This window comes from Dokdonella soli, assembly GCF_039523175.1.
Taxonomy (GTDB): Bacteria; Pseudomonadota; Gammaproteobacteria; order Xanthomonadales; family Rhodanobacteraceae; genus Dokdonella_A; species Dokdonella_A soli.
Window position 1 is genome coordinate 275,697 of sequence record NZ_BAAAEU010000006.1, and the last position, 25,215, is coordinate 300,911.

22 protein-coding genes are annotated in these 25,215 nt (G+C 65.3%); 10 read left to right on the forward strand and 12 right to left on the reverse strand.

The window, feature by feature from the left end:
- Nucleotides 1-90: 90 nt before the first annotated feature.
- Together ABD002_RS06890 and ABD002_RS06895 are read right to left on the reverse strand one after the other, a co-directional pair.
- The gene (locus tag ABD002_RS06890; protein ID WP_343788556.1) at nt 91-1,113 is read right to left on the reverse strand and encodes an extracellular catalytic domain type 2 short-chain-length polyhydroxyalkanoate depolymerase; all 1,023 of its coding nucleotides are present in this window, start codon (nt 1,111-1,113) and stop codon (nt 91-93) included.
- A 4-nt stretch (nt 1,114-1,117) separates the two neighbouring features.
- Nucleotides 1,118-3,382: a TonB-dependent receptor gene (locus tag ABD002_RS06895; protein ID WP_343788559.1), complete on the reverse strand. Its 2,265-nt coding sequence runs from the start codon at nt 3,380-3,382 to the stop codon at nt 1,118-1,120.
- 202 nt (nt 3,383-3,584) lie between these two features.
- Between ABD002_RS06895 and ABD002_RS06900 the strand changes: the two genes are divergently transcribed.
- Nucleotides 3,585-4,982 (forward strand): GntP family permease, encoded by a 1,398-nt coding sequence (locus ABD002_RS06900; protein ID WP_343788562.1) that lies wholly within the window; start codon nt 3,585-3,587, stop codon nt 4,980-4,982.
- Nucleotides 4,983-4,994: 12 nt separating this feature from the next.
- On the opposite strand, the gene ABD002_RS06905 is transcribed toward ABD002_RS06900, so the two are convergent.
- The 3 genes from ABD002_RS06905 to ABD002_RS06915 form a co-directional block, all read right to left on the reverse strand.
- Entirely contained in the window at nt 4,995-6,851 is a 1,857-nt protein-coding gene (locus ABD002_RS06905) for a putative bifunctional diguanylate cyclase/phosphodiesterase (RefSeq protein ID WP_343788565.1), read from the reverse strand.
- Nucleotides 6,852-7,063: 212 nt separating this feature from the next.
- Nucleotides 7,064-8,125 carry a sterol desaturase family protein gene (locus tag ABD002_RS06910; protein ID WP_343788568.1) on the reverse strand — a complete coding sequence of 354 codons (1,062 nt, stop codon included), beginning with the start codon at nt 8,123-8,125 and terminating at the stop codon, nt 7,064-7,066.
- Between the two features lie 133 nt (nt 8,126-8,258).
- Entirely contained in the window at nt 8,259-8,771 is a 513-nt protein-coding gene (locus ABD002_RS06915) for a DUF1993 domain-containing protein (protein ID WP_343788571.1), read from the reverse strand.
- A gap of 229 nt (nt 8,772-9,000) precedes the next feature.
- Between ABD002_RS06915 and ABD002_RS06920 the strand changes: the two genes are divergently transcribed.
- The 3 genes from ABD002_RS06920 (at nt 9,001) to ABD002_RS06930 (ending at nt 12,615) form a co-directional block, all read left to right on the forward strand.
- On the forward strand, nt 9,001-10,506 hold the full coding sequence (locus ABD002_RS06920; protein WP_379988701.1) for a S10 family peptidase: 1,506 nt from the start codon (nt 9,001-9,003) through the stop codon (nt 10,504-10,506).
- Nucleotides 10,507-10,648: 142 nt separating this feature from the next.
- Complete coding sequence (locus ABD002_RS06925) at nt 10,649-11,854, forward strand: esterase/lipase family protein (RefSeq protein WP_343788574.1); 1,206 nt, start codon at nt 10,649-10,651, stop codon at nt 11,852-11,854.
- A 377-nt stretch (nt 11,855-12,231) separates the two neighbouring features.
- Complete coding sequence (locus tag ABD002_RS06930; RefSeq protein ID WP_343788576.1) at nt 12,232-12,615, forward strand: YaiI/YqxD family protein; 384 nt, start codon at nt 12,232-12,234, stop codon at nt 12,613-12,615.
- A gap of 1 nt (nt 12,616) precedes the next feature.
- Here the strand turns inward: ABD002_RS06930 and ABD002_RS06935 are convergent, their stop codons facing one another.
- On the reverse strand, nt 12,617-13,315 hold the full coding sequence (locus tag ABD002_RS06935) for a glutathione S-transferase family protein (RefSeq protein WP_343788578.1): 699 nt from the start codon (nt 13,313-13,315) through the stop codon (nt 12,617-12,619).
- A 177-nt stretch (nt 13,316-13,492) separates the two neighbouring features.
- Here ABD002_RS06935 and ada point away from each other — a divergent pair, with 177 nt between their 5' ends.
- Nucleotides 13,493-14,563: a bifunctional DNA-binding transcriptional regulator/O6-methylguanine-DNA methyltransferase Ada gene (ada, locus tag ABD002_RS06940; RefSeq protein WP_343788580.1), complete on the forward strand. Its 1,071-nt coding sequence runs from the start codon at nt 13,493-13,495 to the stop codon at nt 14,561-14,563.
- 55 nt (nt 14,564-14,618) lie between these two features.
- Here the strand turns inward: ada and ABD002_RS06945 are convergent, their stop codons facing one another.
- Nucleotides 14,619-15,350, reverse strand: coding sequence for an AAA family ATPase (locus ABD002_RS06945; protein WP_343788583.1), 732 nt, complete (start codon nt 15,348-15,350; stop codon nt 14,619-14,621).
- A gap of 249 nt (nt 15,351-15,599) precedes the next feature.
- Here ABD002_RS06945 and ABD002_RS06950 point away from each other — a divergent pair, with 249 nt between their 5' ends.
- Nucleotides 15,600-18,263 carry a putative peptide modification system cyclase gene (locus ABD002_RS06950; protein ID WP_343788586.1) on the forward strand — a complete coding sequence of 888 codons (2,664 nt, stop codon included), beginning with the start codon at nt 15,600-15,602 and terminating at the stop codon, nt 18,261-18,263.
- On the opposite strand, the gene ABD002_RS06955 is transcribed toward ABD002_RS06950, so the two are convergent.
- Nucleotides 18,237-18,476, reverse strand: coding sequence for an NHLP-related RiPP peptide (locus ABD002_RS06955; protein ID WP_343788588.1), 240 nt, complete (start codon nt 18,474-18,476; stop codon nt 18,237-18,239). The two genes, ABD002_RS06950 and ABD002_RS06955, sit on opposite strands and share 27 nt — an antisense overlap.
- A 164-nt stretch (nt 18,477-18,640) precedes the next feature.
- On the opposite strand from ABD002_RS06955, the gene ABD002_RS06960 reads away from it, so the two are divergent.
- The 4 genes from ABD002_RS06960 to ABD002_RS06975 all read left to right on the forward strand — a co-directional run bounded on the left by ABD002_RS06960 (nt 18,641) and on the right by ABD002_RS06975 (nt 21,989).
- Complete coding sequence (locus tag ABD002_RS06960; protein ID WP_343788591.1) at nt 18,641-19,840, forward strand: putative peptide maturation dehydrogenase; 1,200 nt, start codon at nt 18,641-18,643, stop codon at nt 19,838-19,840.
- A 168-nt stretch (nt 19,841-20,008) separates the two neighbouring features.
- Nucleotides 20,009-20,203: a hypothetical protein gene (locus ABD002_RS06965; RefSeq protein ID WP_343788594.1), complete on the forward strand. Its 195-nt coding sequence runs from the start codon at nt 20,009-20,011 to the stop codon at nt 20,201-20,203.
- Between the two features lie 98 nt (nt 20,204-20,301).
- Nucleotides 20,302-21,171 carry a hypothetical protein gene (locus tag ABD002_RS06970; RefSeq protein WP_343788597.1) on the forward strand — a complete coding sequence of 290 codons (870 nt, stop codon included), beginning with the start codon at nt 20,302-20,304 and terminating at the stop codon, nt 21,169-21,171.
- An 8-nt stretch (nt 21,172-21,179) separates the two neighbouring features.
- Nucleotides 21,180-21,989, forward strand: a complete 810-nt coding sequence (locus tag ABD002_RS06975) for a hypothetical protein (RefSeq protein ID WP_343788600.1) — start codon at nt 21,180-21,182, stop codon at nt 21,987-21,989.
- A gap of 46 nt (nt 21,990-22,035) precedes the next feature.
- Here ABD002_RS06975 and ABD002_RS06980 read toward each other — a convergent pair whose 3' ends face one another.
- The 4 genes from ABD002_RS06980 to ABD002_RS06995 all read right to left on the reverse strand — a co-directional run bounded on the left by ABD002_RS06980 (nt 22,036) and on the right by ABD002_RS06995 (nt 25,005).
- Nucleotides 22,036-22,491 carry a molybdopterin cofactor-binding domain-containing protein gene (locus ABD002_RS06980; RefSeq protein WP_343788603.1) on the reverse strand — a complete coding sequence of 152 codons (456 nt, stop codon included), beginning with the start codon at nt 22,489-22,491 and terminating at the stop codon, nt 22,036-22,038.
- Nucleotides 22,481-22,882, reverse strand: a complete 402-nt coding sequence (locus tag ABD002_RS06985; RefSeq protein ID WP_425545124.1) for a (2Fe-2S)-binding protein — start codon at nt 22,880-22,882, stop codon at nt 22,481-22,483. The genes ABD002_RS06980 and ABD002_RS06985 overlap by 11 nt, the downstream gene beginning before the upstream one ends.
- Before the next feature lie 466 nt (nt 22,883-23,348).
- Nucleotides 23,349-23,969 (reverse strand): nucleotidyltransferase family protein, encoded by a 621-nt coding sequence (locus ABD002_RS06990; RefSeq protein ID WP_343788606.1) that lies wholly within the window; start codon nt 23,967-23,969, stop codon nt 23,349-23,351.
- Entirely contained in the window at nt 23,956-25,005 is a 1,050-nt protein-coding gene (locus ABD002_RS06995) for an XdhC family protein (RefSeq protein WP_343788609.1), read from the reverse strand. Before ABD002_RS06995 ends, ABD002_RS06990 begins: the two co-directional genes overlap by 14 nt.
- Between the last annotated feature and the right edge of the window lie 210 nt (nt 25,006-25,215).

The following is a 25,215-nucleotide window of genomic DNA, read 5'->3' on the forward strand; positions in this document are numbered from 1 at the left end:
GCGGGAGCGGCGGAAGCCGCGATGCTCTCAGTGCCCAAGGAGGCGAAAGCATCGCCCCTGCCGGAGCTCCCACAATGCGTGGCGACGCGCTCAGCGCAGCGGCGCACCCAACGCGGCGCTCGCGCGCCCGAGCCAGCGCATCTGGACGCCATCGCGAGTGTCGTAGCCGTCGCCGCTGTAGCCCCACCAGTCCCAGCAACCCTTTGGATTGAGCGGCGCCATGCTCGCCCGCACCTGAGGATACAGGACGACCACGCCGTAGACGTCCGCCCAGCGGTTGTAGCCGGCATCGCGCACGAACGCCTCGCCGACCGTGTCCACGTTTTGCTGGCAGCCGTGGAACGCGATGTGCAGCGCGCAACGCTTGGCTTCGGCACACGCCTTGGGCACATAGAGATAACCCTTGGCGGCCATCAGCGCATCGGCTTCCGGGTCGCGATAGGCGTCCTGGTCGAACGTGCGCAATTCGCCGCCGGCCTTCGCCGCCACCGGATGCGGCGGCTTGCCATACAGCTCGGTGAAGATCGCGCCGGCCGCGTCGAAGCCGCACTTGCCGACGTACGGCGCGGTCGCGACATCGCAGGCGGCGCCGGCCTCGACGGTCGGGAACGTATGAGTGAATTCCCGCGCGAGATCTTCGCGGAGCTGCAGCGGCTTCGCTCCGGTACCGGCCAAGGTCCGATACAGGGACGCGGTGTCCGCGCTCAACGATTCGGCGACGGTCTTGTCGGCGCGACCGTGCAGGATCAGCACGCGGTCGCCGGCCAGGCCGGACAACGGCGCGATCTTGCCGGCCTTGGCCTGCGCGGTTGCGTGCTGCGCCAGCGCCGCGACATCCGGCCCCTTGCCATCGGCCGGTGTCATGCACGTTGCGAGCGCGGTCTGCAGCGAACCTTCGGCGCAGTGGTAGGGGCCGCCCGCGATCAGCGCGGCGCCGGCGACATGGTCGGAGAACGCGAGGTGGACCTGATGCGCCATGTAGGCGCCCGAGGACAGCCCCGACACCGTCGTGTGCGCCGGGTCCAGCGTGAGCTTCGGCAGCGGCGCTTCGGCCGCGTGCGCGCCGAGCGCGACGACGAACGTCAGTGCGAGCGGGAGGTGGCGGCGATTCATGGTCTCAGAAGCGCCAGGTGGCGCTGACCGCGACCTGGCGCGGCGCACCGTAGAACCCGGTCAGGATGCCGAGCGCCGGAATGTTGTAGCCGGTCGTGCGATAGGACTTGTCGGTCAGGTTCTTGCCTTCCAGCGCGAAGCTCCAATGACCGGCGGTGCGCCAGATCAGGCCGGCGTCGAGAACGCCGTACGAGTCCTGCGCGATCGCCTCGCTGAGATCGGTCGTGGGATAGACCTTGCTCTGGTAGCGGTAGCCGACGCGCCCTTCCAGCGTATCGCCGTCGTTGCCGATGGGATGCGTGTAGAGCACGTTGAATCCGCCCTGGAAATGCGGCGCGTTGGTGAACTTCTGCTTGCTTGCCACGTTGACGCCGCTGCTGAAGTACTCGGTGTACTTGGGATCGAGCCAGGCCAGGTTGCCGGTGACGGTCCAGTACTCGGCCGGCTTGACCGAGAATTCGACCTCGGCGCCCTTCACGTTCGCCTTGCCCGCGTTGGTGAAATCGCCGAAGAAGCCTTGCGTGCCGTTCGGCAGCGTGTACGAGGAGAACACCGAGAGCTGGATGTTGTGGTAGCGGTTGTAGAACAGCGCGGTGTTGATGAACAGGCGGTCGTCGAGGAACGCCATCTTGCTGCCAATCTCGTAGGCGTCGACTTTCTCGTCCTTGAACGGATGCGCGGAGTCGGGCACGGCCAGCGTATTCGCGCGGATGTTGTAGCCGCCCGATTTGAAGCCGCGGCTCACCGAGGCATACAGCAGGATGCTTGGATCGAGGTGGTAGTCGAGCGACAGGCGCGGCGAGACGTTGTTCGCGGTCAGCGACTTGTCGAAGTTCGCGAGTGTGGCGACCGGCTTTGTGAATGTCGCATCCGTGTAGCTCCGGTTGAACACATCGGCGGTCTTTTCTTCGTGCGTATAGCGCAGGCCGCCGCTCAGGCTCAAGCGGTCGTTGAACGCCCAGGTGCCATCCGCATAGGCGGCCACGCTTTCGGTGCCGACGGTGCCGGAGGTGGTGCCGAAGCTCGCATTGAGGAAGTTGTTGCGCACCAGACCCGACGCCGAGCCATTGAAATAGTACAAGCCGGTGACCGCGTGGAACTGGCCGCCGGCGTCGTAGTTGCCCTGGAATTCCTGGGTGAACTGGTGGTCGCGGTAGGTCGCCCGCACGTCGGTGATCGCCTGCGGCAGCGTGTCGAAGTCGATGTTGGTGTTCGTGTACGAGCGCCGGTAGGCGGTGGTCGATTTGAACTGCCAGCTGTCGAACGGCAGCCAGTTCGCGGTCAGCGCCGCGCCGCTCATGTGCGTCCCGTTCTTGTTCGGCATGCCGTTCTGAACGTCGAAATCGCTTGCGTTCGGCGGCGTCTTGTTCGGATCGAACTTGTTGATCGCGAGGCGCTTGGCGCCGCGTACACTGGAGTTGTCGTTCGAGGCATCCACCGACAGCTGCGCGTTGAACGTGGCGTTCGGGAAGAAGCCGAACGTGCCGCGCGCGGCCTGGGTGTTCTTGTCGCTGACGTCGTCGCCAGTGATCAGGTTCTTGCCGAAGCCGTCGTGCTGCACCGAAGCGGCCGCGACTCGCGCGCGCCAGACGCCATCAGCGCTGGCGCCGCCAAAGCCGGCCTTGACGTCGCGCTCGGCGTAGTTGCCGAGCGCAACCGTCGCGAAGGCCTCGGTGCTGGTCGGCAGCGGGTTCGAGATGTACTTCACCGCGCCGCCGATGGTGTTCTTGCCGTACAGCGTTCCCTGCGGTCCGCGCAACACCTCGATGCGCGAGACGTCGAACACGTCGAGCAGCGCGCCCTGCGGCCGCGCGATGTAGACGTCGTCGAGATAGATGCCCACGCCCGGCTCGAAGCCCCACAGCGGATCGGACTGGCCGATGCCGCGGATATAGGCGGTCAGGGTCGAGTTCGAACCGCGTGCGGCATAGATACTGAGGTTCGGCACCTGGCCCTGCAGGTCGCCGATGTCACGCACGTTGAGGCTGTCGAGCGTGCGCGCGGTGAACGCGGACACCGACACCGGCACGTCCTGCAGGGTTTCTTCGCGCTTGCGCGCGGTCACGGTGATGCCTTCGAGCCTGGTCGGGTCGGTCGCGGCCTTGGCCGACCCGTCGCGCACGTCTTGGTCGGCGTCGCTGCCCGCGGTTGCCCCGTCCGCATGCTCCGCCTCGCCCGGCGTGGCCGGCAGGTCGGACGCGGCATTCACATTCGCGGTGCACGTGGCGAGTACGCACAGGATCGCGACGAACAACTTCTGGCGTTGCATGGGGTCCCCTCCGACGTCGAGCCGGCCCGATGGCCAGTCTGCGAGCGGAGGCTAGTGGACCCTGCACCCGTCGGCACTTGTACCTTCGTACAGTGGGCCGCGCACGCGGCGAACACCTACGCTGCGTCGGCATCGTCCGGATCGTGTGCGCGAACGCGCCGCCGCGACGATGGCGTTTCGCGCGAACGAGGGATCTCCGGCCATGTCATTTCTGATCGTGCTCGCCGCGCTGGCGTTCCTGATGCTGGCGGCGTATCGCGGCTACAGCGTGATCCTGTTCGCTCCGGTCGCGGCGCTCGGCGCGGTGCTGCTGACCGACCCGACGCTGGTCGCGCCGATGTTCACCGGCCTGTTCATGGACAGGATGGTCGGCTTCCTGAAGCTGTACTTCCCGGTGTTCCTGCTCGGTGCGGTGTTCGGCAAGCTGATCGAGATCTCGGGCTTCTCGAGGGCGATCGTCTCGGCGACCATCAGCCTGGTCGGGAAGAGTCGCGCGATCCTGTCGATCGTGCTGGTCTGCGCGCTGCTGACCTACGGCGGCGTGTCGCTGTTCGTGGTCGTGTTCGCGGTCTATCCGTTCGCGGCCGAACTGTTCCGCCAGAGCGATATTCCGAAGCGGCTGATTCCCGGCACGATCGCGCTCGGCGCGTTCACGTTCACGATGGACGCACTGCCGGGCACGCCGCAGATCCAGAACATCATCCCGACCACGTTCTTCAACACCAGTGCATGGGCGGCGCCTTGGCTGGGCACGCTCGGCGCGCTGTTCGTGCTGTGCCTGGGCGTTGCCTATCTCGAATCACGCCGGCGGCGCGCAGCCACTGCCGGCGAGGGCTATGGCGATGCGCTCGTCAACGAACCCGCGCCGTTCCGCGGCGAACGCTTCGCGCATCCGCTGGTCGCGCTGCTGCCCTTGATTCTGGTCGGCGTTGCGAACTTCGCGCTGACGCGCTGCATTCCGCACTGGTACGGCGCGACGCAGAGTTTCGTGCCGGCGGTGGTCGGCGATGCCAAACCGGTGGTGCAGGAAGTCGCCAAGCTTGCCGCGATCTGGGCCGTCGAAGGCGCGCTGCTGGCCGGCATCCTGTGCGTGCTGGTGACAGCCTGGCGGCCGGTGTCGCAGGCGTTCGCGGACGGCAGCAGGAGTGCGGTCGCCGGCGCCCTGCTCGCCTCGATGAACACCGCCTCCGAATACGGCTTCGGCGCTGTGATCGCGGCGCTGCCGGGCTTCCGTGTCGTCGCCGACGCGCTGCAGACGATCCCGAGCCCGCTCGTCAACGAAGCCGTGTCGGTGACTGTATTGGCCGGCGTCACCGGTTCGGCCTCCGGCGGCATGAGCATCGCGCTGGCGGCGATGGCCGACACCTTCATCCACAACGCTCAGGCGGCCGGTATCCCGATGGAAGTGCTGCATCGCATCGCCGCGATGGCCTCCGGCGGCATGGACACGCTGCCGCACAACGGCGCCGTGATCACCCTGCTCGCGGTGACCGGGCTCACGCACCGGCAGTCCTACCGGGACATCTTCGCGGTCACGATCATCAAGACCCTCGCCGTGTTCTTCGTGATCGCGCTGTTCCACCTGACCGGTCTGGTCTGAATCCAGTGGCGATCAGGCAGGCGGCTGCATCAGCGCCTGAGTCGGGTAAATCGGCTCGTCCGCGCGGCGCGGCTGCGCAAGCAGCGTGTGGAGTTCGGCGGCGCTGATCGGCTTGCTGAACCAGTAGCCCTGCCCCTCCGTGCAGCCTTGCCTGGCCAGCCAGTCGCGTTGGGCCCGTGTCTCGACGCCTTCGGCCGCGGTCTTCATGCCGAGGTCGCGCGCGAGGCGGATCACCGCGCGGATGATCGCGGCCGAATCCGCATCCATGCTGATGTCGCGCACGAACGACATGTCGATCTTGATCTTGTCGAACGGAAACGAACGCAGCGACTGCAACGAGGAGTAACCGGTGCCGAAGTCGTCGAGCGACAGCCGGATGCCGAGGTCGTGCAGCTCGTGCAGGGCCACGCGGGTCGCGACATCGCGCGCGAGCAGTGCGCTCTCGGTGACTTCGAGATCGAGCCGGTTCGCGGGCAGGCCGGCGTGACGCAGCGCGTTGACCACATCAAGCACGAAACCATGCTTGCGAAACTGCAGCGGCGACAGGTTCACGCCGAGTGTGATCGCACGCGGCCAGCCGGCCGCCGTCGCACAGGCCTCGCGCAACACCCATTCGCCGAGCGTACCGATCAGGCCCATTTCCTCGACGATCGGAATGAACACCGACGGCGGGATCTCGCCGCGACCCGCGCGCCACCAGCGCAGCAGCGCCTCGACCGCGACCGGCTCGTTCGTCTCCAGCGCGATGATCGGCTGGTAGACCAGCGAGAATTCGCCCGCATCGACCGCGTTGCGCAGGTCCTGCTTCAGGCTGCGGCGCGACTGCACCGCGGCCTCCATCGCCGGCGCGAAGAAGCGATGGGTGCGACGCCCGGCGTTCTTCGCCTCGTAGAGCGCCATGTCGGCGCGCCGCGAAAGTTCGGCCAGATCGACGTCGGCCGAAGTCGCCTGCGCGATGCCGATGCTCGCGCCGATCGTGACGCGCTGTTCCTCGATCTCGATCGGCTCGTCGAGCACCGCATTGATCCTGCGCGCGAGCAGGCGGCCTTCCTCCTGGCCTGACCCGGCCTGCTGGATGATCGCGAATTCGTCGCCGCCGAGGCGCGCGACGAACGCGCCATCGCTGATGCACGCGGAGAGGCGCCGCGCGACCGCCTCGAGCAGCAAATCACCCATGCGATGCCCGAGCGTGTCGTTGACGCCCTTGAAGTCATCCAGGTCGATATAGAGGATGTTTGCCGAGCGCCCCACGCCCAACGTCGTCAGCACCTGGGTCGCGTGATCCTGGAAATACGCGCGATTCGGCACCCCGGTCACCGGGTCGTAGTACGCGAGTTGCTGGATGCGCGAGTGCACCGCGTCGTGCTCGATCGCGATCGCACACAAGTCCACGCACTGACCGACAATCCAACGTTCCAGCGCGGACGGCCCGCGTTTGGAACCGTAGTAGAACGCGAACGTGCCGACCACGCGCCCGTCGCGCGCCTTGATCGGGCTCGACCAGCACGCACGCAGGCCGAGCGGCAGCGCGAGCTGCCGGTAGTCCTGCCACAACGGGTCCGTCGCGATATCGGTGACCTCGACCGCTTCGCCACGAAACGCGGCGGTGCCGCAGGAACCCGCGCCGGGTCCGATCGGAACGCCTTCGAGCGCAGCTGAGTACTGTTCGGGAATGCTCGGCGCCGCGAGCGGATGCAGGCGGCCCTGTTCGTCGACGGCGAGGATCGAGCTGTGGACGTCGGGCGCGAGGACTTCGATGCCGCGGCAGATGCGCTCGGCGACCGTGCGCAGCGCTTCGCCGCGCGCGACGGCCTCCAGGGCCTCGCCCTGGAGACGCTGCAGAGCCTCGCTCGAACCGAAATCGATCATTGCCGATCCCGCCGCGCGCCCCTTCGGGCTCGCCTCACGACCCGCACGCACCGTACGCGCGGAAACGCAGAACCCCTCTCGTCACCGTCCGGCCCCGGACAGCGCGATTCGCAGCTTCTCTGTACCCCAACGGGATCCATCATACGCCGAGTTTGCGGCCCGCCAACATGCCACGCGCCGACACCGCCAGCGTGTGGCCGGGCGGATTCGACTCAGCCGGCGGAAGCTCCTTGCACGGACTCGCGCGCGAACTGGTGCAGGTCCATGTGGCTGGTCGGGACCGGCGTGTAGTTCTCGTCGAACGCGACATCGCCGGGTGTCCAGCCGGCGCGCGTCCATACCGCGCCCCAGAAGCGCCGGAATGCGCCCCATTGCATCGCGACCAGACCGCGTCCGTTGTCGGCGTCGACCATCGGGTCGCCGACGCCGGTCGGGCGCGGCGGCTCGCCGTACAGCGCGGTGCCGAACAGCACGTCCCAGATCGAGAACACCTGGCCGTAGTTGCAGTCGTGCAGGCGCGGACGCTCGGGGTCGACGATCATGTGGTGCAGGCGATGGAACTTCGGGTCGACGAAGATCTTCTCGAACCCGCGGCCGAAGCCGAAACGCACGTTGGTGTGCGAGAAGTTCTGCACCAGCTCGCCGACGAACATCAGCAGCGCGAACTGGTCCGGCTCGACGCCGATGGCGAGGCCGGCCGTGGCCAGCACGATCGACTGCAGGAAGCCGTCGACGTAGCTGCCGCGGTCGTTGGTCCAGCAGTTCATCTGGCGCTGGCTGTGATGCATGCTGTGCAGCGCCCACCACCACGGGATCGCGTGCTGGGTGCGGTGCATCCAGTAGTAGACGAAGTCGTAGAGCAGGTAATAGGCAAGGAACAGCGCGAGTGGGTGCTGCTGGAACCACGGCAGCCAGTGCGCGAGACCGCTCACCGTTTCGCTGCCGCCGGCCGCAGCCGCGCCGCCGCCGAACCCGTTCGCGAGCGGGGTCAGCAGCAGGTACGCGAACAGCGGATTCAAGCCGAGCAGCATGACCAGCGTGTAGGTGCGGTCGATCCGCGTGTAACGGCGGCCGCTCCATTTTTCCGCGGGCGCGAGCGTTTCGAGCGGCCGGAACACGCAGCCGATCACCAGCACCTGCGCGAACGCGATCAACAGCGCCGCAGCGATCTCGTTGGGATCGCCGGCGAGGCCGTTGAGGTGCACCAATGCGAGGAATGGCGTGACCGCGTGAACGTTCAGCCAGCTGACGAGAAAGGACCAGAATTCATGCATCGGCGTATTCTACCGTCGGCGCTACGGCATCGATTGAAGGCGCCGCCGCAATCGGAAATCACGCCGGCCGTTCGTCGCGCCTTCGCGGGAACAGGTGCGCGCACATTTCACGCACCCGGCACCGTTGTCGCACTCAGACCGGCAGCGAGCCGAGGAAATCCATCTTGCCGATCTCGACACCGCAATGGCGCAGGATCGCGTACGCGGTCGTCGTGTGGAAATAGAAGTTCGGCTGGGCGAAGCCGAGCAGGTACGGCGCGCCCTTGAACTCGATGTTGTTGCCGCGCACAGGAACGATGATCGTGCGCTCCTCGCTGCCGTCGATCTGTTCGGGCTTGAAGGTCTCGATGAATGCGATCGTCTTCGCGATGCGCGCCTGCAGTTCGTCGAACGTGGCCTCGGTATCCGGATAGGACGGCCGCGTGATACCGGCCAGGCGCGCCGGCGCGCCGCGCGCATGATCGGTCGCGATCTGGATCTGGCGGGCCAGCGGGAACATGTCCGGATACAGGCGTGCATTGACCAGCACGGATGGGTCGATCTTGTGTGCCTGTGCGTGCGCGGCGGCCTTGTGCAGGATCGCGGCGAGCTGGTTCAGGCCGCGGATGAATACCGGGGCTGAAGCGTCATACATTGAAAGCGTCATGCGGAACTCCTGGCGGGCGTACTGGGCGGGAGGGTCCCGGCGCTGCGGATGCGGCCCGCGACGCCGGCGGCCTGCCCGAGGTTGAGGCGCGGTGGCGATTCACAAGCGTGCCGCGTTCACGACCGCCGCGCCGCCGATCCGGTCGCCTCCCCCTTTTGGCACATCGCCGCAACGGCAACCGGGTCTAGGCTTGGCGGCTTCATCTGTTCCCGTCCCCAGGTCTTCGCCCATGTTCAAGCGCCCCGCTGTCGCCTTGCTGTCGATTCTCCTGCTGGCCGCTGCGCTGGCGCCAGGCCTCGCCTTGGCCGACGACGCCGGCAAGGAGGCGCCGAAGGACGCCAAGGGCGAGGACTTCAAGCTGCCGCCGTTCCCCGCCGACAAGACCGTGCGCCAGAGCACCGAGGTCGGCGGCCGGAAGCTCGGCTACGACGCGACCGTCGGCTCGCTGCCGGTGCTCGATGAGAAAGGCAAGACGATCGCCGACGTGATGTTCATCGCGTACACGATGCCGGGCAAGGATCGCCCGGTCACATTCGCGCTGAACGGCGGACCCGGCGCCTCGTCGGTCTACCTCAATCTCGGCGCGCTCGGTCCGAAGCGCGTGCAGTTCGGCGCCGAAGGCAACAGCCCGTCGGACCCGGCCACCGCGGTCGACAATCCGGGCACCTGGCTCGACTTCACCGACCTCGTCTTCATCGATCCGGTCGGCACCGGCTTCAGCCGCGCGCGCATTGCCGAGGACGAGGCGAAGAAGAAGTTCTACAACACCAAGACCGACATCGAATACCTGTCGCGGATCATCTACGACTGGCTGGTCAAGAACGGCCGGCTCACCTCGAAGAAGTACCTGGTCGGTGAGAGCTACGGCGGCTTCCGCGGTCCGCGCATCACGCACTTCCTGCAGACGCGGCTCGGCGTCGCCATGAACGGGCTGGTGCTGGTCTCGCCGTATCTCGACCCGACCGCATCGGACAACGGCGACCTCTCCCCGCTGCCGTGGATGTTGACCCTGCCGACGATCTCCGCGGCGAACCTCGAGCGCCAGGGCAAGCTCAGCGACGCGACGATGGCCAAGGTCATCGACTACACGCGCGGCGACTACGTGACCGATCTGCTCAAGGGCCGCTCCGATCCGCAAGCCTTGGATCGCATCGTCAAGCGCGTGACCGAACTCTCGGGACTGGAACCGGAATTCGTGCGCCGGTCCGGCGGGCGCCTCGAGACGCAGGCGTATCTGCGCGAGGTGTTCCGCGCCGAAGGCAAGCTCGGCAGCCGCTACGATTCCAACGTGACCGCCTGGGATCCGTTCCCGTTCGCGCCCGAACAGCGGACCAACGATCCGCTCCTCGACGCGATCATCGCGCCGACCACGACCGCGATGGTCGACTTCATCACGCGCACCGCCGGCTGGAAGTACGACGGCCGCTACAACGCGCTGAGCTACGAGGTGAACCGCCTCTGGGACGGCGGCGACGAGATGCGGCGAGGCTCGGTGCAGGAGCTGCGCCAGTCGGTCGCGGTCGATTCGAAACTGCAGGTGCTGATCGTGCATGGCTGGGGCGACCTGTCCTGCCCGTTCATGGCCTCGCAGCTGATCGTCGACCAGATGCCGATCATGGGCGACCCGAACCGCGTGCAGGTCAAGGAATACCCGGGCGGCCACATGTTCTACAGCCGCGGCGACAGCCAGGCTGCGCTGAAGCGCGACGTGTCCAGGGTCTACACGACGCATTGATCGTCGCGTTCCGAGGCAGGCGCGCACTTGCGCGCCTGTGCCGGCGGCCGCACAGTGCGGGGACTTACGGACTGCAGGTACGCCCATTCTTTCTTCCGACCTCAGGGGAACCGCTCGGCTGGCGATCGACGCGACCGTCGCGGTGACCGATGTGGTGGAGGCGATGCATCGCAGCATCGCGCGGCTGCCGTGGGCACCCGATGCAAGCTCGACCCGCACCCGCGGCCTGACCGGCCTCGTCTATCGGAGCATTCGTTCGATCACCGGCTGGGTCGGTTCGGGCGCGGATGTCGCGCTCACGCAGCTGCAACCGCTGCTCGACAAGCTCACTGCGCAAGCGGAAGGACCGGCGCGCGATGCGCTGGTCGCCGCGCTCAACGGCGTGCTCGGCGACCATCTGGCGGCGACCGGAAATCCGCTCGCGCTACCGATGGAAATCCGTTGCCAAGGTCGTGTCTTGCCGCATGCCGAAGGCGAACGCGTGCTGCTGCTGATCCACGGCCTGTGCATGGACGATGCACAGTGGCAACGGCGCGGTCACGACCATGGCGCGGCGCTCGCGCGCGATCTCGGCTATCGGCGAGCCTATTTGCGCTACAACTCCGGTTTGCACGTCTCGACGAACGGTCGCGAACTGGCGCAACAGCTCGAACGCTGGATTGCCGATGCGCCGCAGGAAGTGACCGAGCTCGCGATTGTCGGCTACAGCCTCGGCGGCCTCGTCGCGCGCAGCGCCTGCCACTACGCGGCGACGGCTGGATATCGCTGGCCGCGCGCGCTGAAACATCTGGTGTTCCTCGGCACGCCGCATCTCGGCGCACCGCTGGAGCGCGGCGGCAACTGGCTGGATCTGGCCCTGGGCATGACCCGCTACAGCGCGCCGCTCGCCACGCTCGGGCGGATGCGCAGCGCCGGCATCACCGATCTGCGCCATGGCAGCCTGCTCGACGAGGACTGGCACGGCATCGATCGTTTTGAACGCAACGCGCGCCTGCCGCAACCGATTCCGCTGCCGAGCGCCGTGTCCTGCGCGGCGATCGCCGCGAGCACCGGGCAGCGGGCCGACGACCTCGGCGATCGTCTGCTCGGCGACGGCCTGGTACCGGTCGCCAGCGCACTCGGCCAACACGCCGATCCCGCACGTGCGCTGACATTCGCGCCGGAGCGGCAATGGATCGGCTACGGCATGAACCATCTGGATCTGCTGGACCATGCGGACGTCCGTGCCACGCTGCATCGCCTGCTCGCGCCGAGCGGCGGGCATACCCGACGCGACCTCGGCAGCACCAAAGCCCCGATCCCACCGGGAGAGGGCTTGGCCTGTCCTGAGCTTGTCGAAGAAGGGTGAGGGTCCGGCGAAGCCGACAACGCCCCGCTCCGCGCAGACCCTCACACGCCTGTCGGACACCCTACCCAGCTCCGCCAAGCAGGCTTGGGAGATGCGGTTCGAAGCGGCCGCGCTGCTTTTGCTCCCTCTCTCCCAACGGATTTATCGTTGGGGGAGAGGGCTGGGGTGAGGGGGCTAACCTGCATGTGGAGCGCGGCTGCGCAAGATGCCGATGCTGTCATCGAAGCGCGCTTGCCCGGGCTAAAATCGCTGCCTTGCGCGACGTGCGGCGCCGCCCCCTCACCCGACCCTCTCCCCCAGGAAAAGCCCTGGGGGGAGAGGGCTTGAAGCGCCGCCACGATTCCAAGGCAAAGCCTCTCCAGAACACCGCACCAATAATGAAGATCTGGGTCGACGCGGACGCCTGTCCGAACCAGCCGCTCGCGGTGCCGCGCTCGGCCTTCATCAGCAGCCGCACCGTTGCGCAGGGCTTCGATGTCGCCGACAGCGCCATCATCGGGTGGGCCGAACCCGGCGATCTGGTCGTGACCGCCGACATTCCGCTCGCGGCGGCAGTCGTCGACAAGGGCGTGACCGCGATCAATCCACGCGGCGAGCTTTACACGACCGAGAACGTGCGCCAACAGCTGTCGATGCGCGATTTCATGGCCGAGTTGCGCGGCGCCGGCGTGCAGACTGGCGGTCCGCCTGCGTTCGACCAGCGCGACCGGCAGGCGTTCGCGAACCAGCTCGATCGCCTGCTCGCGCGCGTCACGTCCTGACTCAGACGGCGGCCAGCCTCGCCTCGTCCGTATCAACGACCGTGCGCGCTACGACCGCCTGCGGCAGTTCCCGCACCGAATGCGGATCCTCGGCATACAGGTGCACGACATCGAGGAAGCCCGGCTGCGCCTTCACGCGCGCAGTCCATGCCCGAAATGCCGGATACGGAGCCAGCGACAGGCCTGCCTCCTCCGCGCGGCTCGCGTACGCGAACACCGCGATGTCCGCGATCGTGTACGCATCGCCGACCAGAAACGGCCGCGTCGCCAGTTCCGCATCGAGGATGCCGAGCGCGCGCAGCGCGCCGCTGCGTTTCGACTCGATGATGTCCGGCGAACGCCGCGCAAGCTTGCCGGTCAGGGTCCAATGACGCAGTGCGCCGATCGTCATCTCGACGCGCTCCTGCTCGAACGACATCCACTGCTGCACCTTGGCGCGCCCGAACGCATCGGCCGGCAGATAGCGCGTGCCGTCGGCGAGATAAATGAGGATCGCATTCGATTCCGCGAGCACGCGGCCATCGTCGAGCCGGATCGCGGGCACGGTGCCGGTCGGATTGATGCGCCGGTAGTCCGCGCTTTGGCCGGCGCCCTGGAAGATGCTGACCAGCTCGGTGCGATACGGCATACCGAGATGGTTGAGCAGCAGGCGCACCTTGTACGCGTTCTGCGAGGGAAGATAGTCGAACAGGGTCAGCATGCGTGCACTCCGCCGTCATGGAAGAGCTGCAGGATCGTCCCCATCTCGTTCGTGCGATATCCGAATCCTGCGCCGAATGCGGATCATGCATGGCATCGCGCATGCGACGCAGGATCCGGATGGTTCCGCCATTGCCGCGGCGGCAACATGCGACCATCGAAACCGATGGAGAAGATCATGCGTGACGAAGAGATGTGGCAGGCCGTGCAGCGCCGCGACCATGGCGCGGATCGCCGTTTCGTGTACGGCGTCGTTACCACCGGCGTGTACTGCCGCCCGTCCTGCGCGGCGCGACAGCCGCTGCGCGATAACGTGCGCTTCTTCGCGACACCGGCGCAGGCCGGCGAGGCGGGTCTCAGACCCTGCAAGCGCTGCCGCCCGCTCGAGCACTGGCAGAACGATCCCGAGGTCGCGCTGCTGCTCGATCTGTGCCGGTTCGTCGACGCGCAAGCGGAGCTGCCCGGCGTCGCCGCGCTCAGCGAGCGTTCCGGCAAGGATGCGTTCCAGCTGAACCGCCTGTTCCAGCGCTATCTCACGATCACGCCCGGTGACTACATCGAGAGCGTGCGCCTGCGCCGCATCAAGCACGCGCTGCGCGATTCAACGTCGGTGACCGACGCGGTCTACGACGCCGGACTCGGTTCCAGCCGCGGCCTCTACGAACGCGCGCCGCGTTCGCTCGGCATGACGCCGCGACAGTACCGGCGCGGCGGCGAGGGGCTCGACATCTCGTACGCGATCGGCGACACGCCGCTCGGCCCGGTCTGCATCGGCGCGACCGACCGCGGCATCTGCTACCTGCAGTTCGGCGAGGATCGCGAGGCACTGCTCGCGCAGCTCGCGGCCGAGTATCCGCAGGCTCGGCTCGCGCCGATGACCGCGCAGGCACAGCCCGCGTTCGACGCCTGGATGCAGGCGCTCAACGCGCATCTGGACGGCCGCCAACCGAGCCTGGACCTGCCGCTGGACATCCGCGGCACCGCGTTCCAGGTACGTGTCTGGAACTACCTGCGCTCGATCCCGTATGGTGAAGTCGTGTCCTACGGCGAAGCCGCGGCGGCGATCGACGCGCCACGCGCGACCCGCGCGCTCGCTTCCGCCTGTGCGAAGAACCGCATCGCGGTGCTGGTGCCCTGCCACCGCGTGATCCGCGGCGACGGCGACCTCGGCGGCTACCGCTGGGGCATTCCGCGCAAGCGTGCATTGATCGATGTGGAGCGGCGCGCGACGCGGCAGCGCGATCGATGAGATGAATCCGGCGACCCGGAAAACGTCGCCATCGCTATCAAAACGACGCCGCGCGTCAGTCCGTCAGGAGTTCGGAAAGCATCCGCTCGTGCCGGTTCAGGAAATCCCTGGTGACGTTGTAGTGCTCGGTGTCGACGTATGCGACTTCCTCGATACCGCCAGCGTCGATCCTCATGATTTTCGCGTTTGGATAGCTCATGAGGATCGGCGAATGCGTGGCAATGATGAACTGCGACTGCGCCTGCACCAGACGATGGATCTCGACAAGCGCCGACATTTGCCGGGTTGGCGATAGCGCTGCCTCGGGCTCGTCGAGAATGTACAAGCCCTGCCCGTGGAGTTTGTTCGCCAGCACCGCCATGAACGATTCGCCGTGCGATTGACGATGAAGCGACACGCCACCGTACCCCTGCACTTCCGGCGGCATGAGGCCGTCCATGTATGAGGCGACGTTGTAGAAACTTTCCGCCCGCAGAAAATACCATTCCCGTGGACGCTTGAAGCTCTTGACCGGCTTCAGGTGGCGCCACAAGTCGGAGTGGGTCGCCTCCGTATTGAATCGCGTATTGCGGTTCCCGCCCTCCGGATTGATTCCGAGGACGACTGCCAACGCTTCGAGCAATGTCGATTTTCCCGAGCCGTTCTCTCCCACGAAGAACGTCACGGCCGGATGGAACGTCAACGAGGTCAATCCGGCTATGGCCGGCAGGGAGAACGGGTACAGCGCAGGATTGGAAACGTCCTCTCGCCTGAAGCTTATCTGGCGCAAATACGGCAACGCGTCCATGGAGGGGATGGCCGGACATACGATGGCCGCACAGGGTGCCTCGCTCGTGGTGCGCGCGCAATCCAACGGCGACAGGCTTGGAATGCCTTCATAGCACGCGCCCAATTGCCCCCGGGTCAACCCGGATCCGGCTCGCGCCGCATTCCGGCCATGAAAGCAGACCGACCAAGCCCCACCGCACCGCAACACTGGCAACTGGCGCCCATACCGCGCAGAATCGCGCCCGGCTAACAGGGGGTACCGTCGGCCATGACTGCCGTGACGCCGTCCGAGATCGAAGCGAACACGATCAGCGCGACCTCTGTGCTGCGCACGCTGGTGCTGTGCGACCTGGTCGACTCGACCGCGCTGGTCGAGCGCCTCGGCGACCAGCAGGCGGCCGACCTGTTCCGCAAGCATGACCGCCTCGCGCGTGCGCTGGTGCAGCAATACGGCGGCAAGGAGATCGACAAGACCGACGGCTTCCTGCTGGTGTTCGAACGGCCGATCCAGGCCGTCGCCTTCGCGCTGACCTACCAGCATGAACTGGCCGCGCTCGGCACCCAGCAGAACGCGAAGCTCGCCGCGCGCATCGGCATCCATATCGGCGATATCGTGGTCTGGGACAATGCGCAGGATGACGTCGACCGTGGCGCCAAGCGCACCGAAGTCGAAGGCCTGGTCAAGCCGGTCACCGCGCGCCTGATGCAACTCGCGCTGCCGGGCCAGATCCTGCTCTCCGGCGTCGCCTACGACATCGCCCACCGCGCGCAGGGCGAACTCGGCGAGAAGCTCAGGCGGGTGCGCTGGCGCACACACGGCCGCTATCGCTTCAAGGGCGTGCCGGACTTCGTGCCAGTGTTCGAGGTTGGCGAGGAAGGCGTCGCGCCGCTGAAGGCGCCGCCATGGTCGGGCAAGGCGCATCGCGAGACGCCGATCTGGCGTCGCCCGCTTGCGGTCGGTATCGAGCTCGTCGCGCTCGTGCTGCTGGTCGCGGTCCCGGTCTTCTACCTCACGCGCCCCGCACCAGCGATCGCGTTCGCGAACCGCGACTGGGTTGTGGTCGGTGATCTCAAGAACCTGACCGGCGAGAAGGTGTTCGACGACTCCCTGCAGACCGCGTTCCGCGTTGGCCTCGAGCAGTCTCGCTACGTCAACGTCGTACCTGAACTGCAGGTACGCGATGCGCTGAAGCGCATGGAGCGCGACCCGGCGACGACCAAGGTCGACCGTGGTATCGGTTCCGAGATCGCAACGCGGGAGGGCGCGCGAGCGTTGATCCTTCCAACCGTTGCCGAGATCGGCGGCCGCGTGCGCATCACTGCAGAAGTCATCGACCCAAATACGCAGACTTCGGTCTACAGCGACTCGGTCGATGGTAGCGGCGAGGATTCCGTGCTACCGGCGATGGACGATCTGCTCAAGAAGATGCGCGGCCGGCTCGGTGAGTCGATGGCGAGCATCGGCGAGACGAGCGCGCCGCTGGCGCAGGCGACCACGACCAACCTCGACGCGTTGAAGGCGTTCTCACTCGGTCAACAGGCGCTTGATGCCGCGAAAGGTGCGGAGGCGATGACGCTGTACTCGCAAGCCGTCGCACTCGATCCCAATTTCGCGTTGGCCTATCTGGGGCTAGCCAATGTCACCTACACGATCGGCCAGCGCGCCAAGGCGCACGAATACGCCCTCAAGGCAACGCGCAATCTCGATCGACTGAGCGCGCGCGAGCGACTGCTCGCGGAAGGTTATGCGTCGTTATTCGAAACGCCTGCGAAGATGCGCGAGAAGTGGGCACTGGTCGCAAAGTTGTATCCCGACATCATGTCGGGTCAACAGAACCTCGGCTACGCCCTTTGGTGGTTCGACAACAACCTGTCTGGGGCGATGGAGCAGTTCCACACCGTCGCCGAGAGTCATCATCCGCGGCGGGGTTATTCGTGGTTGGCACTGGCCGACATTCAGCTCGCGATGGGCCAGGTCGACAATGCGCGCAGCAGTTTCGCGCATGCGCGGGAGATGGGATCACCGCAGCTTTTTCTCGATCCGATCAACCTGTTCCTTGCGACGAATGATCAGGCCGGTGGCGCAGCGGCATTAGGCAAGGAAGACACGCACCACTTCCCGTTCTTCGAGGTCGAGAAACAATTGCGTACGGCAGCGCTCGAAGTCAGTCGTGGTCACTTCGAGGCGGCTCGCACGGCTGCAGTGGAGGCACAGCGCATTGCCGATCAAGGCAAATTGGCAGCGTCCCAGCAGCGAGCGCGGCTGATCCAGGTCGCTTCGGAACTCGGCGGTGGCAGACGCGATGCGGCAAGCGATCTCGATGCCTACGTGGCTGATGAATTGCGACGCGCGCAGTCGGCCATCAGCGATTTCGACTACAGCAGCTATACCCATCTGACGCTCGCCGCTCAGTTGGCTATGCGTAGTGGGCAGCGCGCGCTTGCGGAGCGAATCCTCGCCAAAATAGGACCGACGATCGAGGCGAGCGGCTTTTTCAACCTCGGACAACCTTATCACGCTGCAGTCTGCGAGCTTGAGATCGAGCGCGATGCCAAAAAAGCGGTCGCGTGTCTTGAAGGCGTGCGTTCGGAGCGCGCCTACTACCAGACTTCGGTCGCGCTGCTGCGAGCATATGGGGCGACCGGAGAATCGGCGAAGGCGCTTGCCACGGCGCGCTGGCTGGTCGACCACCGAAGCATGGCGGCGGCCGAACGACTCGGCGAGTTTGCTTCCCAGGCTCCCAACCTGATCGCTTGCGACGACGCACTGCTCACCGCAGCGGAACAGGAAGCCAAGGCTGGTAAGGTGGACGCAGCGCGCAACCTTGCTGGCAAGTTGCTGCAGTCATGGGATGCAGACGCTGACGGCGCGCTGCTGCAGCGCGCGCGTCAGCTGGCCGGTGATTCAGGCGTTAAGCAGAAACAGGAATAGCTGCGCCCTGCCGTCCACTTTCGTCATAAGCGCCGCACGCTGACTCTTGATCGCATCCTTGGACGGCAGCGTACGAACGTGCGGGACCGTCGATGGGTCCACATTTACACCATGCTCGGCGAGTGCCGCAACCGGGTTACCGAGCATCCTCTCGCGAAACTGATCGTCGGATCCCAAACGCTCGAGAATCTGATCAAGCTGGTCAACGGTCATGTGTTTTCCTCTATCGTGGTTGGCGCGAGCGTCGGGAAGTGTAGGGTTCTGCCAGTTACAAGGCCAGCGGTCGCTCGCCAGGTCGCCCACGACCGAACAACCCGGCGACACCTGCCAACCTCATCTGCGACACTGACGAGTCGAACGCAAGCCCCGGATCGTCCATGTTCCATCACACTCAGGTTCGCCGTTGCGCCATCTTGATGATCGAGCCGCGCGAACAGTTGACGCTCGACCTCGCCGGGCTTTTTGCGGGTGGCAACGTACTCGCCGCAAACATCGAGTGGATCGCGCTCGCTCCGCATCTCGACGCGGAGATCAAGATCGATGCGAGTGAACTCACCGCACTCGGGACCATGGGTGAGACCTCATGGACGTCGATCGGTCTGCTTGCGCAACGTGTTGCCAGCGCAGTTATCGAGTCCCTGCTGAGGAAAGGTCTGCTGATCGGCGATGGCCCGCACCATATGGGTATTCGCGAACGCGACGAAGCCGTGCGGGCAGGACATTGGCGACCGCTGTCTGCGGTTGCACACTACTTCAGTCGCTGGAGTGACGCTGGTTCCGGTGAGGATGTTCACGTCACCCGCCACCGTACGTTGACCGACCTCGTCCGCGAACACGGAGCTCCGCCCTCACACCTGACTGAGCGCGTGGAGAAAGACCAACGGCAGACACTGTCGCAGCCGCGTAGATCGGCACTAGATACGCTGTTCCGTCGTCGCGCAACTTGCCGCAACTTCGACACCGGCAGTCTCCTCGGTGAAGCAGACTTCAGCGATCTGCTCCACCGCGTGCTCGGCTGCCACGACGTGGTGGAAGTGATTCCCGGCGCCATGGGACTGAAGAAATCCAACCCGTCCGGCGGCGGCCTGCATCCGCTCGAAGCGTATCTGCTGGTACGCGGCGTCGAAGGTTTTGCGTCAGGTCTCTACCACTATCACGTCGCCGAGCATGCACTGGAACCGCTGACGCCGCTCGATGCCGACGCCGCGTACGAATTGGCCAACCGCTTCGTCGCTGGTCAGGATTTCTTTTCCAACGCGCATGTGCTGGTGGTCCTGACGGCGCGGTTCCGCCGCACGTTCTGGAAATACCGCAATCATCCGAAGGCCTATCGCGCGATCGTGCTCGAAGCCGGCCACGTCTCGCAGAACCTCTATCTGGCTGCAACCGAACTCGGGCTTGGCGCCTACGTCACCGCAGCAATCAACGAGATCGACATCGAAAAGGCGCTAGGCCTCGATCCGTTGCAGGAAAGTCCGATCGTCGTCTGTGGCTTCGGACCGCGTGCAGATCGGAGAACTATGCTCGAATTCGACCCGCTCGGCACGGTGTGGGACGAGAACGGGCGACGCCGCTAACGTCCACGCCAGTCGCAAATTCTCTCTTTAGTTTGTATCGAACGGTCAACTGCGCCGAGGGCTGACGTCGACGTTCAAAGTGGGATTGTTGCACAATGTGAGCCTCGTGCGAGCCAAGCGGTCGCTTGAGAGTGATCTACAACCGCAAGTCCACCAAGGAGAAGTTACATGCATAAATTGCCTGACCTCCCCAATTCAGTACAGCTCGCTTCCGAAGCACCGGATAGCAAAGCGGTGTTTGCGTTCGAGTCGCTGAAGGTCGGAAAGTTGCCTGATCTTCCGGGCGCGATGCAGCTTGCCTCCGAGGTGCCTGACAGCAAGAGCACGATAGCTGTATTCGCCGCAGCTGAAGTCGTTGGGTGATTCCTACCCTGATCGCGTTCGAGGCGCTGCGCCTCGGACGTGATTTTGCATCGTGATCGCGCTTCCCAACGATCGTCTTCAGAAGCTCCTACCAAGCCATGATCTACTCGAGAGCGGTTACGCTAGGCGCCGATGCCGACCACAAGCAGCAGCTCGTGTGGTTGGCCGCCGCTGGCAGAGCCTGGTTAAACCGTTCGTACCAAGAGGCGCTCCTGCAATTCGCGAGTGCCGTAGAGGACACTCATCGCTCCGGGACTCTCCAGGCATTGGTGTCATCAGAAATTGAGAGACTGGGCGACGACATCAGCTACACGCCGGATCGAGTGGTTCCCGGGCGCGTTGCACTCTATGAAGATCGGGAGTGTCGCCTGGATCTATGTGCATTGCCCGCTGGCGATGCGGAGACAACAACGCTTCTGTACTCGGACGCTAGTAGCGTCATTTATGTTGTGCTGGATAGGGAAGCTGAAATTCTTGTTTCCTCCTATGACGCACCAACCGTCGAACGCAACGACGTATTCATGCCGGGGGCGCGACTCGATCAGCTCGAATGCCGTCGAGTCGAAAGCTTTCACACAGTGCGTGCCAACAGCGAGCGGTTGACTGCTCATGAATATCGCAGTGACCGGCCAACTGTCCTGGCCCGCATCTCGTTGAAAAAGGCGCTTCCATTCGTGTGGGGCTTCGAACGAGCCACTCTTGAGGCAAAACTGCTGTATCCAAGCGATGTCAGCGCATCCCGGACTTCGCTTGCGATGGATTTCCTGAAGGTCAGCGATCATCCGCGACTGCCTGAACTGTGCACCAACCTATTGGACAGCCCGTGGCATTTCCTGCGCTGGAAAGCGATCCAGTTTATGGCAGAGCTGGATACCGAATCGCTCGATTCGCTGTTGGCTCGCGCAATAGACGACGAGCACCTGGATATCAGAACCACCGCATCGCGTGTGCTTGCCGGCCGGACCTGAGCGATTGCATGCCTATCAAGATCGCACGGGTCGAGTGCAGCCCGATATCGCTGCCTGAGTACATCGAGCACATCGAGGCGACGATCGATTTTCGCGACAACGAATCAATCATCGCGTCGGCACCTGCCTTGCAGCGGTTGGCGGCGAACAAATACTTCCTTGGTGATTGGCTGGTAGATGCGTTGTTGAATCGCGCCCAGGAATTCCAGCAAGGCAATGCCTACAACTACCAATCGATGGTTATCCGGGTTACGGACAACTATCTGCTGCGTGTCAATTTCTGGGTGCCTCAGCACCAGCTATCCAAACTTAGCGACCGCGAGGCCATGGCATTCGGCTATGACGCCTATCACAACCACAACTTCAACTTATTGACGGTCGGATATACGGGATCCGGTTATGACACAGATCTCTATCGCATGCGCGAACCGTATCGTCCATATGAGCTCGGTGATGTTCCGGCACTTGATCCGTTAGGCAGGTGGCACCTGGGATGCGAAGAAGTGATGTTCTACGAGGCATTCGCAGACGTGCATGCGCAGGTCGCGCCACCGGACCTCTCGGTGTCCATCAACTTGATGACACATTCGACTCGCAATACGTGGCCTCAATTCATGTTTGACTCTCGATCCCGGGCAATTTCCGCAATCGTCGGTTCGCCACTCGACGCACGTATCCATTTGCTCACCATGGCGCGATCGCTTGTTCCAGAACGGGCCAACCAGGCACTCGCAAGGCTGGCGAATAGCGATCCTTCACCACGCTTGCAAAAGCTAGCCAAAGACGCAATTGCCGGACGTTTCACGGACTGGCGCTGATCCATATACGTGAGCGGCGTTGACCTGAGACGAAACGTGTAGCCAGCTAGCGGATGGCGCCGCCGGTCATCTGGATGCCGAACGCGGTGTGCGCGTATTCCGGCGCAGCGGGAGCATGCTCGACCTTGATCGTTTTCCAGTCGCAACCGAGTTCCTCGGCGACGACCATCGGGATCGAGGTCCACACGCCCTGGCCCATCTCCGAATGCTTGAGCAGCACGGTCACGCTGTTGTCCGGTGCGATGTGGATGAACGCATTCGGCGAGACCGGCGGCTTCGCGGCCGGCGCGGCTTCGGCGAGCGCCTTGCGCATCGCGGTCGGAATGAAGCACGCCACAACAAGTCCGGCCGAGATGCTCCCCGCGGACTTCAAGAACGCACGCCTGCTCGCTTTATGGTGAGCGCTGCTCTCAAAGCCCTCCCCTTCAAGGGGAGGGTTGGGTGGGGATGGTGTTCCCGCGCGCTGCACGAGATCGGAAAGATTCATGTCTTCACGCCACATGACCGCTCTCCTTTGACAGCTCCGCCGCGCGATGCACTGCCAAGCGAATACGCTGGTAGGTTCCGCAGCGGCACAGGTTGCCGGCCATCGCGGCGTCGATGTCGGCGTCGCTCGGCTCGGGCTTCCGCTTGATCAGCGCGGCCGCGGCCATGACCTGACCGGACTGGCAATAGCCGCACTGCACGACATCGACTTCCTGCCAGGCGCGCTGCACCGGGTGGGTGCCGTCCTTCGACAGGCCTTCGATGGTCGTGATCGCCTTGCCGGCGACCGATGAGGCCGGCGTCACGCAGGAACGGATCGGCTGGCCGTCGACATGCACGGTGCAGGCGCCGCGCAGCGCCATGCCGCAACCGAACTTGGTGCCGGTCAGTCCGACCAGATCGCGCAATACCTACAGCAGGGGCATGTCGGCCGGCGCGTCGACTTCATGCGGCTGGCCGTTGACGACGGAGACTCGGCTTTGGCCCCCTCACCCCCAACGGCTTCATCGTTGGGGGTGAGTCGGGCTTTCGCGCGGCACTGCCGCGCGCCAGCGAACGGCCGCACAGGGATGTGCGGACCGGACTTCGCGAGCGCAGGGACGCGTGAGGAGGGCTGGGGTGGGGGGGGCGGCGCTACATGTGGAATGAGACCCTGCAAAGTTGCAGACGCCGTCATCGAAGCGCGCTTGCTTGGGATGTGTCGCGAAAATCGCAGCCTTGCACGACGTGCGGCCCCGCCCCCTCACCCAACCCTCTCCCCCAAGGAAAAGCCTTGGGGGAGAGGGCTTGAAGCGCCACCACGGCTGCGGGCACGGTCTCTCCCCGACACCTGGTCGGGGAGGATAATTCGGAGCTTCTTGGGTAACGCAGTGGTCAGCGCAGATCGGTGGGCGTGTCGAGATCGCGTTCGAGCGCAGGTGCGGCGATCGCGACGACATCTCCTTCGCGTGCGCGCAGCAGCTCGCGCGCACCGACATCACCGTGCAGTTTCGCGATCTCCGCAAACCATGCGCGCGGCAGCAACGCAGGCACACCGAGCACGTCCGCATACGCGCTCGCGACCGCGTGCTCAGGTGCCGCGCGCCATGCATCGCACAGCACGAGAAGATGCGTCGCGTCGAGTGCAGGCTGGTCGGTCAACGCGATCAGTGCGCCAGCGCAGTGCGGGTCAAGCGCGGCGACACCGGCGCGCAGCGAGGCTGAGAGGCCGCTGGCGTGATCGTCGGCGACGATCGTTCGCAATGGCAAGCCCATCAGCGCGTCGCGCATGCGGTCCGCGTCATGACCGAGCACGATGACAAGTTCCCGCGGTGCCGTCGCAAGCAGCGCGCGCGCGACTCGCCGCAACAGCGGCTCGCCGTCGATCTCGACCAGCTGCTTGGCGTGACCCAGCCGCGTTGACGCGCCCGCGGCAAGCAGGATAGCCGCATGCTCCGGGTGATCGCGTGCAACGTCGTGCTGCGCGCCCGGCGCTCCGGCGTCAGGCGCGCGCATCACGTGAGAACTCACCCTGCAACTGCGCCGCGATCGCCAACGCGATCGCCTCCGCGCCCTCGCCACCGAGTGGCAGGCCGACCGGCGCATGCAGGCGTGGACGCAGCGACGCGGCGACGTCGGCGCCGATCTCCGCCAGCAGATCGTCGCGGCGCGCGGCCGGTCCGAGCAGGCCGACGTAGCCGATGCCGCTCGCAGCGAGATGACTCAGGCAGCGCGCGTCGAGATGGTAGTTGTGGTTCATCACCAGCGCGGCGTCGAAGCGCACGCGTTTCAGCAATGCCGGCAACGCATCCTGACCATCGTCATGCAGGCAGTCGATGCCGCTGCCGTCGGCGAAGCGCGCCCAGCGTTCGCGGTGCTCGGCCAGTTCGACCTGCCAGCCGAGCAGGCGCGTCAGCCTTAGCAGCGGCCGCGTTTCCGGTCCCGCGCCGAGCAGCAGCAGACGCGCGCACGGACGGATCGTCAGCTCGATCGGCGCGTCGAGTTCGGCCGCGCCATCGAGTGGTGAACCGTCGCGATCAAAGCGATAGCGCTCCTTGCCGACACACGCCTCGCCGGCACCGAGGTTGTCCGTGCCAGTCGCCAGCGCAAGAGTCGCCGTGAGACCGTGTGTGTCCGCCTCGATCAACGCATCACGCAACGGCGACGCCACAGCCGGCAGCGGCAGCAGCAGCAGGCGCGTGGAGCCGCCACAGCCGGTGCCGGAACCGAACACGCGGTCCTCGTCGCCGCTGGTGTCGAAATGCGCATCGGCCGCGATGCCGGTCATGAGCACCGCGCGTGCGCGCGTTTCGAGTTCGGCTTCAAGACAGCCACCGGACAACGCGCCGATCCGCGTGCCGTCAGCATCGAGCAGGATCAGTGCGCCAGGTTTGCGATAGGTGGAGCCGCCCGTTTCGACGACCACGCCGAGCACGCCGGGCCGGCCGCGGACGGCCATTGCGCGCAGGCGCTCCGCGATCGCGCGGTTTCCACCGAGCGGCGGTACAAGGACCGGATCAGACGGCTTGGGTTCGGCGAGGCGAGCGTGCATGGGCAGCGGTCTGTCGAGAATAATAGGAACTCAAAAAAGCTCGTCATTCCGGCGAAAGCCGGAATCCAGTTTTTCAATGAGAGGCTGTCGAGCTGGATCCCGGCTTTCGCCGGGATGACAGCTGCTCAAAGGTTCCTCTGGTGAAACGCAGCGGACATCATGCCGCATACGCGCAGCGCTGGTTTCCTCATCGGTGCAGCGTGATGGCGC